Here is an 11,845-nt window from a genome sequence, read left to right on the forward strand (position 1 = left end):
GTCATATCTCTCCCCTCTCCACCGGGGCCAAGAATTTTCGTCGAAAATTCTTAGCGGACGGCGTCACGCGTTGCCGTCTTTGAAATCCAAACCCATCTCGGAATAGCGCTCGGACTCTTCTAGCCAGTTGGGACGAACCTTCACCTGTAGGAACAGGTGAATCTTGCGGTCCAGAAACTCCTCCAGTTCCGCCCGCGCCGCCTGGCTGACAGCCTTGATCGTCTCACCGCGCTTGCCCAACACAATGCCTTTGTGCCCATCGCGCATGACATAGATGACCTGATCGATCTTGGCCGAGCCATCCTTACGCTCTTCCCAGTTCTCGGTCTCGACCGTCAGTTGATAGGGCAGTTCCTGATGCAGGCGCAGGGTCAGTTTCTCGCGCGTCATTTCCGCAGCGATCATGCGCAGCGGCAAATCAGCGATCTGATCTTCGGGGTAAAGCCACGGGCCTTCGGGCAACTCATCCGCCAGCCATTTGCGCAGGTCGTCCACGCCATATCCCTTTTCGGCGGAGATCATGAAGGTCTCTGCAAAAGGATACCGTGCATTCAGGTCGCTGGTCAGGGCCAGCAGTTTCTCGGACGGGACCTTGTCGATCTTGTTGATGGCCAGCGCGATTTTGCGGCCCTGCCCGATCTCGTCCAGACCTTCAAGGATACGCTCGACCCCTTCGGTGATCCCCCGATGCGCCTCGACCATCAGGACCACAACATCGGCATCCGCCGCCCCGCCCCAGGCCGCAGCCACCATGGCACGATCCAGACGGCGGCGGGGTTTGAACAGGCCCGGTGTGTCGACAAAGACCAGCTGCGCGTCACCCTCCATCGCGACGCCCCGGATGCGGGCACGGGTGGTCTGCACCTTATGCGTCACGATCGAGACCTTGGCCCCGACCATGCGGTTCAGAAGGGTGGATTTGCCTGCATTGGGCTCTCCGATCAGGGCGATGAATCCGGCGCGTGTGGTCATTTTGGTGCGATCCTGTTTGCGGGTGCGCATCCCTATCGCAGAACGCCGCCCCGGGCCAGAGGGATTTGTCGCATTGCGTCCCCGCAGTTTCGGTGGCACCAGAGCCTTGCGCCACGCCATTTCCAGCCAGGCGATCACCCTTTCAATGAGGCAGGATATGAAACGTCGGGAGTTTCTTTTGGGCGGTGGAGCCGCTGCAGGTGCGCTAGGTCTGGGCGGATTTGGTCTGGCGGCCAGCACACAGGAGTTGATCATCCAGCCTGCCAGTTACACCCTGCGCGATCAGGTGACGGCAGGGATGGTGAGCCTGTCGCCGGGCGCGCCGCCTCCGGTCCTGTATGGGCGGCAGGGGGAGGTGATGCGGCTGCCGGTGCGGAATGCAACCTCTGACTACACCGCCATGCACTGGCATGGGATGCGGATTGCCAATGGAATGGATGGCGTGCCTTATCTGACGCAGATGCCGATGGGCGCGGGTGAGCTGTTCGAATATGAGTTCACGCCCCCGGATGCAGGCACCTATTGGTATCACCCCCATTGCATGACCATGGATCAGATGGCCCATGGCCTGACCGGCGTCATGGTGATTGCCGAGCCCGAAGACCCCGGTTTCGACAGTGAACAGGTAATCAACCTGCGCGATTTCCGTCTGGATGAGCGGGATCAGTTCCTGCCCCCCTACACCAAACGCGGCGCGGCGCGGGCCGGGACCTTTGGCAATTTTCAAACGGCAAACTGGCTGGACGGGCCTGTTTATGACCACAGCGCTGGCGGGTTGGTGCGGCTGCGGGTGGTGAACACCGACACAACCCGTATCTACAAGCTGCATCTGACCGGAGGTGAGGCGCGGATCATCGCCTGGGACGGGCATCCGGTCGAGATCAACATCCCCTTGCCCAGCGCCGAGGAGCCCCTGTTGGTCGGCCCCGGTCAACGGGTGGATTTCGCGGTGGCGATGCCTGCGGGCGAAGGCCAGACCGTCGATCTGATAGCGAAACTGCCCGGTCAACCCGCCCGCCCGATGGCGCAGTTGAGGGCGGTTGGGGCGTCTGTTGCGCGCGACCTGCAGGAGTTGCGCCCCCTGCCGGTCAACCCGGTGGCCAAACCGGATCTGGCCCGGGCTGAATTGCGTGAGTTTGTTTTCGGCTGGACCCCTGAGGGCGGGCAGCCCAATAACGGGTTCTGCGGCTCGCTGGGGTATAATTTCTGGTCGATCAACCGCACACCCTGGCCGGGTGATGCGGCGCAGGGGGTTGGGCCTCTGGCAACGTTGGAACAGGGCAAGAGCTATGTTCTGCGCTTGCGCAACGAATCCCCCAATCTGCATCCGATCCATCTGCACGGGTTGGCTTTTGTGCCGCTAAAATCGAACCTGCGGACCTTGCCACCGCTGATGACGGATACGATGCTGCTGCTGAAGGATGAGGTGGCCGAGATCGCTCTGGTCGCCGATAACCCGGGCGATTGGGCGTTCCATTGCCATGTGATCGAACATCAGAAAACCGGGCTGACCGGGTTTATTCGGGTGATTTGATCCGAATGGAACGCGCTAAATCGGAGCTAGTCTCTGAATAGCGCATCCAATTGGGGGGCCAACCCCCCAAGCCCCCCGGGATATTTTTAGCCAGATGAAGGGGGAACCCGCGCACATTCGCGAGGTTACTTTGGCAGGCTATCCAGCAGCGCCTTGGCCGCCGCCTGTTCCGCTTGGCGTTTCGAACCGGCGGTGGCTTGCGCCTCGGTCCCATCCTGGAGGCGGGCGGCGATGGTGAAGATGGGGGCGTGATCGGGGCCGCTGCGTTTGACCTCGACATAGGCGGGCGGTTTCTGGCCACGGGCCTGAGCCCATTCCTGCAGCGCGGTTTTGGCGTCGCGGGCGTCAGCCTCGACATTGTGCAGCCGGTCGCCCCATAGCGACAGGATCACGTCGCGGGCGGTCTCAAAACCCGCATCGCGGTAGATGGCGGCGATCACAGCCTCCATCGCGTCGCCCAACAGCGCCTGTTTGCGGCGGCCGCCCGACAGCATCTCGGATCGGCCCAGTTTCAGCACCGCACCCAGATCGATCTGGCGGGCGACGTCGGCGCAGGCTTCCTTGCGCACCAGCGCGTTGAAACGGGGGGCCAGTTGCCCTTCCGAGGCTTTCTTGTCGGCCTCCAGCAGCGCGGTGGCCATGACAAGGCCCAGAACACGGTCGCCCAGAAACTCCAGACGTTGATTATCGGGCCGGGTGGATGACGAGACGGACCCATGGGTCAGCGCGCGCACCAGCAATTCGGGGCTGTTGAATTCATAGCCCAGCCGTTTCTGGAACGCCTTTATCTCGGCCGAAAGCTTCAATTGACCGCCTTGAAGAAGCGATCGCTGCGCCAGGTCCAGAAGAACAGCATCGACCGGCCTGCGGACGAGAACATGATGCGGTCCGCGCGTCCGATCAGGTTTTCGTAAGGCACGAACCCGACCCCTCCGGCAGATTGTGGCAGGCGGCTGTCAGCAGAGTTGTCGCGGTTGTCACCCATGAAGAAATAGTGATCTGCGGGCACCGTGTAGACCCCGGTATTGTCCGAGCCCTGATTGCCGATATTGAGCACATCATACGAAACACCGTTGGGCAGGGTTTCGATCAGGCGGGATTTTTCGCAGGTGCCGCCAATCCCGACCGGGCCATTTTCGCAGCGCGGGCGCAGACCTTGTGGGCCTTGCGGTGCGGCGATTTCGGTGAAGACGCCATCGGGTTGCTGCGGCACCGGCGTGTCATTCAGAATGATCTGACCCTGACGGATCTGAATGCGATCCCCCGGCAGGCCGATCAGACGCTTGATATAGTCGCGCCCGGTGACCGGGTGGCGGAATACGATGACGTCGCCGCGTTCCGGCTCACCACCCCAGATGCGGGTGTCGCCATCGCCCTGCATCCAGCCGCAGACATCCTCGGCGTCGATGTTCAGGCCAACGCTGGGGATGATCAGGCTGGGACAGGAGGCGTAGGAATAGCCGTAGGCCATCTTGTTGACGAACAGGAAATCCCCGATCAGCAGGGTCTGTTTCATCGAGCCGGACGGAATCCAGAACGGTTGAAAGAACAAGGTGCGGAAAATACCTGCGATCAACAGGGCGTAGACGATGGTCTTGACCGTCTCCCAGATGCCGCCCCCGGTTTTGGCGTCTTCGGCCATACTGCTCTCCACATCCTTGTGTTGTTGGGGTGCTACATGCGGGGCCGAAGGGGGCAAGTCAAGGCTGCGTGGCGTGATCTTGAAGCGGGCGCGCCTCGATCACCACAAAGGCTTGTGCCCAGGGATGATCATCGGTCAGGGTGACGTGGATGATCGCCTCATGCCCTTCGGGGGTCATCTCTTTCAGGCGCTCAGCAGCCCAGCCGGTGACATGCATGACGGGCTGGCCGGTGCGCAGGTTGGTCACCGCCATGTCCTTCCACGCGATGCCCATGCGCAGACCGGTGCCCAGCGCCTTGGAGCATGCCTCTTTCGCGGCCCAGCGTTTGGCATAGGTGCCTGCGGTGTCGTGGCGTCGTTCGGCCTTGCGCTGTTCGGTCTCGGTAAAGACACGATTGCGGAACCGGTCGCCGAACCGATCAAGCGTGCCCTGAATGCGGTCGATATTTGCGAGGTCTGTGCCGATGCCAAGGATCATTGCTCTTGTTCTTTTCGTTGTCTTCGCGTCATCGCCCTGAGTTCCGCCTTGATGCAGAACGGAAACACCACAGCGTTTGAGATAAACGCGACCGTCGTCAGAAACGCCATCAAAAATACAATCTGGCCCGTGCGGTGCCAGTCATTCAACGTATAAAAGTCTATTGGCCCTATTCCGGACCACGCCAACAATACGTAGGCGGCATAGTTCACAAAGAAGAAAATCAGCGTAGCCAAAACCGCGAAGGCCAGCAATTCGCGCCACCCCGGCATACATCCGGCGGCACGGGCAACGCCCCGGCCAATAGCTGCTGAGGCCAGAATGGCAGACAGAACCGGTATTCCGACATTTGTAAGATTGATCCCGGTCAGAACAAGCAACATGACAATAGAAATGGGCAGCAGAAATCTGATGGCCACCAACCAGACAGTGTATTGCCACAAGCTTATCGTCTTCAATTCTGCCTCCTGAAACCAAGTTAAGGCAATCGTCTGCCTTGATCTTTAGGACAACCGCACCGTCAGAATCTTGTAACTCGCAAACCCAAAGAACCCCGCAAAGGCGAAATCGAACCAGCGGCGGGCGCGGCGGTAGGCGCTGACCATGCGGGCAGAGGAAAACAGGAAGGCGTAGCCGATGAAGATCAGCAGCGACCCGGCGTAGAGCATTCCGAAATAGCCCAGCAGCATCGACAGGCTGGCATCATTGGGCGCGACGATGGCATAGATCGACCCCCAGCTGAGGATCGCCTTGGGGTTGGTCAGGTGAATGGCCGCGCCCTTGGCGAAGATCGTGGTCAGGGACCCCGTGACCGGCTTGCCCAGTGCCACCTCGTCCGAAGACATGGCCCGGCGCAGCGCCTTCAGCGCCAGCCAGCCCAGATAGGCAACACCGATGTAACGGATCACCTCGAAAACCCAGACATTGGCCAGCATGATCGCGGACAGGCCCAGCGCCGCCGCAATGCCCCATGCGGCAGAGCCCGCACAGATACCCAGCGCAAAAGCCAAACCAGCGCGGCGGCCTTCGTTCATCGCCGTGCCCGCAATCCCCATGGTCGCCGGGCCCGGAGAGCCCCCGGCCAGCAGCCAGGCAACCCAGATCGCGGCGAACCCGGCGGTGATCATCCCCGCGCCTCGTCCATCAGCCGGCGCATTTCCTTGATCGCGGGGGTGAGGCCCAGAAAGATCGCCTCGCCGATCAGGAAGTGGCCGATATTCAATTCCATCACTTCGGGGAAGGCCGCGACGGGTTTCACCGTGTCATAGGTCAGGCCGTGGCCTGCATGGACCTCAAGCCCCAGAGAATGGGCGAAAGCGGACATCTCGCGCAGGCTTTCCAGTTCACGAGCAGCCTCGTCCATGCGGCCTTCGGCATGGGCATCGCAATAGGCGCCGGTGTGCAATTCGATCACCTCAGCGCCGATGCGGTGGGCGGCCTCAATCTGTTTCCTGTCAGCGGCGATGAAGATCGACACGCGACAGCCCGCCTCGCGCAGGGGTGCGATGAAATGGGCCAGCTTGTTTTCCTCGCGCGCGACCTCAAGCCCGCCTTCTGTGGTGCGTTCCTCGCGCTTTTCGGGGACGATGCAGACCGCGTGCGGCTTGTGACGCAGGGCGATTTTCTGCATCTCATCCGTCGCGGCCATCTCGAAGTTCAGCGGCACCGAGAGGACGTCCATCAACCCGTCGATATCAGCGTCCGAGATATGGCGGCGGTCTTCGCGCAAATGCGCGGTGATACCGTCGGCCCCGGCCTCTTCGGCCAGTTTCGCGGCGCGCAGCGGGTCGGGATAGCCGCCGCCACGCGCGTTGCGCACGGTGGCCACGTGGTCAATATTCACGCCAAGTCGCAGACCGGTGTCAGACATCTTTCGAATCCTTCTTGTGCCCCTTGGCCGAGCCTAGCGTGTTTGTCGCGGAAACGTCAGCCTTTGCCTGCGCCAAACGTTTGATTTTCTGGAACTTCGCCTTGATCCGCGAACGGCGGCGCTGCTGATAGGTGCGGATCAGCGGCAGGCTGAGATAGGCACAGATCACCCCGGCCACGATACCAGGAATGATCCCACCGATCAGATAGGGGTAGAAAACCTCGTGATAAAAAATCCGCAGCCCATGCCAATCCGCCATCCGGTCGGTGAACATAGCCAGGAAATTGTCCTTCAAATCCCCCAGCGCGTCGGCGAATTTGCCCATCAACCCGTGGGTGTCGCCCTTTTCGAACTCGGTCCCCAGCAGGAAATGCCCGGCCTTCAGGCAGATCACCCCGATGGGCACATAGGTCAGCGGGTTGCCAAAAAACGTCCCGCTGAGCGCGGCCAGAATGTTGCCGTTGATCAGCCGGGCCACGAGCGCGGCCACCACGAAATGCAACCCGTAAAACGGGGTGAAGGCGGCAAAGACCCCTGCCCCGATACCCCGCGCAATCCGTTCCGGTGAATCCGGCAGACGCCGCACCCGGTGTTTGACATAGTGAAAGGCGCGGGTCCAACCGCCGCGCGGATAGACGAGTTCAGACGCGATCTGGACAGGCGAGCGTCGATCTCGGCGCTTGAAAACCACTCCTGATCACCCCTTCTCAACCAGCCGCAGCTGCGGTTTTCGTCCGGTCCCGAAACCGTTCCACTGCGGCCACGTCGCTTTCCGCCTCAAGCATCAGCATCAGCGAATGCAGCTGTTCAAGGTCGCGCAGTTCGACACTGATCAGAAGGCGGTAAAAATCCGGTTTGCGGTCGACAAATTCCAGGTTCGAGATATTGGCCTTTTTCTCGCCAATCAATGTGCAGATACGCCCCAGCACCCCGGCATCGTTGCCGATGGTCAGGTCCAGCGCCGCCCCGTAAACGGCCGGGTGCGTGCCCGAATGCCAGTGCAGATCGACCCAGCGGTCCGGTTCGCTTTCGAACTCGGACAGGCGGTCGCAGTCGATGGCATGCACAACCACGCCCTTGCCGCGATAGGTGATGCCGACGATGCGTTCGCCCGGCAGCGGCTGACAGCAGGGCGCGCGGTCGAATTTCTGCCCCGGCTCCAGACCGATCACCGCGCGGCGCAGCGGGATGGCGTCGCCGTCATCCTGCGTCAGTTCGGGGTAGACCGCGCTGACCACCTCATGAGCGGTCAGTTCGGCACTGCCGAGACGGGCCAGCAATTCGTCGCGATCCTTGAACCGCAGATGTTTGGCGGCAGTGTCCAGCGCCTTGTCGGTGGCCTTGCGCCCGACATGTTCGAATCCAGACCGGGCCAGTTCCTTGCCTAGCTTGATAAAGCGTTCGCGGTCCACCTCGCGCAGGGCGCGGCGGATGGCGGTGCGGGCCTTGCCGGTGACGGCGATTTCCAGCCAGGTGACCTGCGGCGTCTGACCATCGGCGGTGATGATATCCACCGATTGCCCGTTCTTGATCCGGGTCCACAGCGGCACCCGGATACCGTCCACCTTGGCGCCGACACAGGCATGGCCGATCCGTGTATGGATGGCATAAGCAAAGTCAATCGGCGTCGCCCCGCGCGGCAGTTTCACCACGTCGCCCTTGGGGGTGAAGCAGAACACCTGATCCGAATACATCTCAAGCTTGACGGCTTCGAGGAAATCTTCGTGATCCTCCTCGCTGTCGAACTGTTCGGTCAGGTTGGCGATCCACTTGGCCGGGTCCACCGCAAACGGGTTTTCCGAGCGGACACCATCACGATAAGACCAATGCGCCGCCACGCCGGTTTCGGCCACATCGTGCATTTGCCGAGTACGGATCTGAACCTCGACCCGTTTGCCGTCACGGCCCGAGACCGTGGTGTGGATCGAGCGGTAACCGTTCGATTTCGGCTGGCTGATGTAATCCTTGAACCGCCCCGGCACCGCGCGCCAGCGTTGGTGGATTGCACCCAGCGTCCGGTAACAGTCTTCTTCGGACCCGGTGATGATGCGAAAGCCATAGATATCGGACAGGCGCGAGAAGCCCTGATCCTTTTCCTGCATCTTGCGCCAGATCGAATAGGGTTTCTTGGCGCGGCCAAAGACCTCGGCCTCGATCCCGGCCTTTTCCAGTTCATGCCGCATGTCGCCGGTGATGCGGTGAATCACATCGCCGGTTTCGCGTTGCAGGGTGATAAAGCGGCGGATGATCGACTGGCGGCCTTCGGGGTTCAGGACACGAAAGGCGAGGTCTTCCAGCTCCTCGCGCATCCATTGCATACCCATCCGGCCCGCAAGCGGCGCGTAGATATCCATCGTCTCGCGCGCCTTGACCACCTGCTTTTCGGGCCGCATCGCCTTGATGGTGCGCATGTTGTGCAGACGGTCGGCCAGCTTGACCAGAATGACCCGCAGGTCCTTGGACATGGCCATGAACAGCTTGCGGAAGTTTTCGGCCTGTTTGGTTTCGCGGCTGGACAGCTGCAGGTTGGTCAGCTTGGTGACGCCATCGACCAGCTTGGCGACCTCATCCCCGAACAGCTCGGCCACCTTGCCATAGCTGGCCTTGGTGTCTTCGATCGTGTCATGCAGCAGGGCCGTGATGATGGTCGCATCATCCAGACGCTGTTCGGTCAGGATGGCGGCAACGGCAACGGGGTGCGAGAAATAGGGCTCGCCGGAATGGCGGAACTGCCCCTCATGCATCTGCATTCCGAACTCATAAGCACGGGCGATGCGATCAGCATTTGTCTTGGGATTGTAGTTGCGGACCAGCGCAATCAGGTCGTCAGCAGAAATCATCCGGTCCGCACCTTCGTGTAGCTTGGGGATTACCCCTGGCCTTGAGCCTCCATCAGCGCGCGCAGCAGCTTTTCTTCCGACATGTCGTCATCGGCAGGCTTGTCCGATTCCGCACCCATCAGCAGCGCCATCTGATCTTCTTCGGGCTCGTCCACCTCGATCTGAGTCTGGTTGGCCTCGATCAGACGCTCGCGCAGGTCGTCCGCGCCTTGGGTTTCGTCGGCGATTTCGCGCAGGGACACGACCGGGTTCTTGTCGTTGTCACGGTCCACGGTGATTGCCGCACCGGCGGAAATCTCGCGCGCCCGATGGGCGGCCAGCATCACCAGTTCGAACCGGTTCGGGACCTTGTCTACACAATCTTCGACCGTAACGCGGGCCATGAGGCGCTCTCCGTAAATGAATCCGTGGCAAGAAGGGGTTTATCTAAGCGCGATTCCCCGCCTTGACAAGCAGGAAATGGCGCAAAAGCAGGGATCACAGCGCCGTGACCGAGGCCACATCGCCGGGCGGCAGCGCCGCGACCATTTCCGTGACCGTTTGACCCAGCACCGGGTGGCGCCAATCGGGCGCAACATCAGCCATGGGCACCAGCACAAAGGCGCGATCCTGCAGGCGCGGATGCGGCAGGATCAACTGCTCGGGCGCCAGTTGCCGCTGATCCTCGGCAGGCAACATACGCCAGCGGTTGTATTCCGTAACGTCAGGCAACACCAGGTTGTCCCAACTCACCAGATCCAGATCCAGCGTCCGCATCCCCCAGCGCTGTACGCGGGCGCGGTCAAAGGCGTGCTCGATCTGGTGCAGAACATCCAGCACCTGCTGCGGGGTCCGGTCGGTTTCGATCAGCGCGGCGGCGTTGACATAATCCGGCCCCGCCCCTGCGGGAAAGCAGGGTGTCGCAAAAAAACGGCTTTCGGCGCGAATCACCAGCCCGGCCTCGGCCATGGCCACCAGCGCCTGTTCAAGTGTCGCCTTGGGTCCGTTATCTCTCAGACTGAGATTTGCACCTAGCGCTACCACAGCATTTGACTGCGTTTTTGCCATATTTACCCCTATATTCAGGCAAGAGAATACTTGCGATACCCGCCAGAAGACCTATTTTAGACGTACCATTGTGCTGACCAAATTTTTCTCACTCACGAAATCACACGGCACGATGGTTTATACCGGAAGGATCTATTTATGTTTTATAAAGACGAACGGCTAGCGCTGTTCATCGATGGCTCGAATCTTTACGCAGCCGCCAAAGCTCTGGGGTTTGACATCGACTACAAGCTGCTGCGTCAGGAGTTCATGCGCAGGGGGAAACTGCTGAGGGCTTTCTACTACACAGCGCTACTGGAAAACGACGAGTATTCCCCGATCAGACCGCTGGTGGATTGGCTGCACTACAACGGCTTCACCATGGTGACGAAACCGGCCAAGGAATACACCGACAGCATGGGGCGTCGGAAAGTCAAAGGCAACATGGATATCGAACTGACGGTCGATGCCATGGAACTGGCACCGCGTGTCGATCATATCGTGCTGTTCTCGGGCGACGGGGATTTCCGCCCGCTGATTGCCAGCCTGCAACGGCAGGGCGTGCGCGTGTCGGTCGTTTCGACCATCCGCAGCCAGCCGCCGATGATCTCGGACGAACTGCGCCGCCAGGCCGACAATTTCATCGAACTGGAAGACCTGCGCGACGTCATCGGCCGCCCCCCGCGCGAGATGCCGTCCGAACCGCGCAGCGTTGCTGCGGCAGGCGGGCACTGATCCCACTGCCGTATCATGGGGGTAAGAAAAAGCGCGGTCAGGATCATATGTCCTGGCCGCGCAACTTTAACTAGGCACAGGTTCTCAAACACCCGTTTGATAGCAGCGATTCATGTCAGGGAAATGACATGCTGCTGTCTGGACCATGGCAATGAAAAGACGTACCTGTCTTTCGTCAAGGAGACAGACGCATGACCAAGCCGCCACTGACACTCTACCTTGCTGCGCCGCGCGGGTTCTGCGCCGGTGTGGACCGCGCCATCAAGATCGTGGAAATGGCCCTGCAGAAATGGGGCCCGCCGGTCTATGTGCGCCATGAGATCGTGCACAACAAATTCGTCGTCGACGGGCTGCGCGCCAAGGGCGCGGTTTTTGTCGAGGAACTGGATGAATGCCCCGATGACCGTCCGGTGATCTTTTCCGCCCATGGCGTGCCGAAATCCGTCCCTGCCACAGCAGCGCAGCGCGAGATGATCTATGTCGATGCCACCTGCCCGCTGGTCTCCAAGGTCCATGTCGAAGCCCAGCGCCATTCCGAAGCCGGGCTGCAGATGATCATGATCGGCCACAAGGGCCATCCCGAAACCATCGGCACCATGGGGCAACTGCCCGAGGGCGAGGTTCTGCTGGTCGAAACGGTCGCAGACGTGGCCACGGTTGAGGTCCGCGACCCCGAGCGTCTGGCCTTTGTCACCCAGACCACCCTGTCGGTGGATGACACCAAGGACATCATCGCCGCCCTTCAGGC

At 60.9% G+C, this 11,845-nt stretch carries 14 protein-coding genes; 3 read left to right on the plus strand and 11 right to left on the minus strand.

From position 1 onward, the window contains the following. Positions 1–63 precede the first annotated feature (63 nt). Positions 64–972 (minus strand): GTPase Era, encoded by a 909-nt coding sequence (gene era, locus MPJ51_RS15035; RefSeq protein WP_298388404.1) that lies wholly within the window; start codon positions 970–972, stop codon positions 64–66. A gap of 157 nt (positions 973–1,129) precedes the next feature. On the opposite strand from era, the gene MPJ51_RS15040 reads away from it, so the two are divergent. Continuing rightward, entirely contained in the window at positions 1,130–2,506 is a 1,377-nt protein-coding gene (locus tag MPJ51_RS15040) for a multicopper oxidase family protein (protein ID WP_298388405.1), read from the plus strand. A 125-nt stretch (positions 2,507–2,631) separates the two neighbouring features. Here MPJ51_RS15040 and rnc read toward each other — a convergent pair whose 3' ends face one another. The 10 genes from rnc to folK all read right to left on the minus strand — a co-directional run bounded on the left by rnc (position 2,632) and on the right by folK (position 10,383). Beyond that, entirely contained in the window at positions 2,632–3,312 is a 681-nt protein-coding gene (gene rnc, locus MPJ51_RS15045) for a ribonuclease III (RefSeq protein WP_298388407.1), read from the minus strand. Further along, the gene (lepB, locus tag MPJ51_RS15050) at positions 3,309–4,148 is read right to left on the minus strand and encodes a signal peptidase I (protein ID WP_298388409.1); all 840 of its coding nucleotides are present in this window, start codon (positions 4,146–4,148) and stop codon (positions 3,309–3,311) included. Before lepB ends, rnc begins: the two co-directional genes overlap by 4 nt. Positions 4,149–4,206: 58 nt before the next feature. After that, the gene (acpS, locus tag MPJ51_RS15055) at positions 4,207–4,626 is read right to left on the minus strand and encodes a holo-ACP synthase (protein WP_298388411.1); all 420 of its coding nucleotides are present in this window, start codon (positions 4,624–4,626) and stop codon (positions 4,207–4,209) included. Next, entirely contained in the window at positions 4,623–5,084 is a 462-nt protein-coding gene (locus MPJ51_RS15060) for an ABZJ_00895 family protein (protein ID WP_298388413.1), read from the minus strand. The genes acpS and MPJ51_RS15060 overlap by 4 nt, the downstream gene beginning before the upstream one ends. Positions 5,085–5,129: 45 nt before the next feature. Then, a complete protein-coding gene (locus tag MPJ51_RS15065; protein WP_298388415.1) occupies positions 5,130–5,753 on the minus strand; it encodes a LysE family translocator in 624 nt (207 codons plus the stop codon). Further along, positions 5,750–6,496 carry a pyridoxine 5'-phosphate synthase gene (locus tag MPJ51_RS15070; RefSeq protein ID WP_298388417.1) on the minus strand — a complete coding sequence of 249 codons (747 nt, stop codon included), beginning with the start codon at positions 6,494–6,496 and terminating at the stop codon, positions 5,750–5,752. Before MPJ51_RS15070 ends, MPJ51_RS15065 begins: the two co-directional genes overlap by 4 nt. After that, positions 6,489–7,187, minus strand: a complete 699-nt coding sequence (locus tag MPJ51_RS15075) for a DUF2062 domain-containing protein (protein WP_298388419.1) — start codon at positions 7,185–7,187, stop codon at positions 6,489–6,491. The genes MPJ51_RS15070 and MPJ51_RS15075 overlap by 8 nt, the downstream gene beginning before the upstream one ends. Before the next feature lie 16 nt (positions 7,188–7,203). Continuing rightward, complete coding sequence (locus tag MPJ51_RS15080; protein WP_298388421.1) at positions 7,204–9,336, minus strand: bifunctional (p)ppGpp synthetase/guanosine-3',5'-bis(diphosphate) 3'-pyrophosphohydrolase; 2,133 nt, start codon at positions 9,334–9,336, stop codon at positions 7,204–7,206. Positions 9,337–9,365: 29 nt separating this feature from the next. Then, positions 9,366–9,719, minus strand: a complete 354-nt coding sequence (gene rpoZ, locus MPJ51_RS15085) for a DNA-directed RNA polymerase subunit omega (RefSeq protein WP_170673709.1) — start codon at positions 9,717–9,719, stop codon at positions 9,366–9,368. Positions 9,720–9,813: 94 nt separating this feature from the next. Further along, positions 9,814–10,383 carry a 2-amino-4-hydroxy-6-hydroxymethyldihydropteridine diphosphokinase gene (gene folK / locus MPJ51_RS15090; RefSeq protein ID WP_298388426.1) on the minus strand — a complete coding sequence of 190 codons (570 nt, stop codon included), beginning with the start codon at positions 10,381–10,383 and terminating at the stop codon, positions 9,814–9,816. A gap of 138 nt (positions 10,384–10,521) precedes the next feature. Here folK and MPJ51_RS15095 point away from each other — a divergent pair, with 138 nt between their 5' ends. Both MPJ51_RS15095 and ispH read left to right on the plus strand, forming a co-directional pair. Then, on the plus strand, positions 10,522–11,097 hold the full coding sequence (locus MPJ51_RS15095) for an NYN domain-containing protein (protein ID WP_298388428.1): 576 nt from the start codon (positions 10,522–10,524) through the stop codon (positions 11,095–11,097). 191 nt (positions 11,098–11,288) lie between these two features. Further along, on the plus strand, positions 11,289–11,845 hold a 557-nt coding region (gene ispH, locus MPJ51_RS15100; protein WP_298388430.1), incomplete at its 3' end, for a 4-hydroxy-3-methylbut-2-enyl diphosphate reductase.

The organism is Ruegeria sp. (genome assembly GCF_028066395.1).
GTDB lineage: Bacteria > Pseudomonadota > Alphaproteobacteria > Rhodobacterales > Rhodobacteraceae > Ruegeria.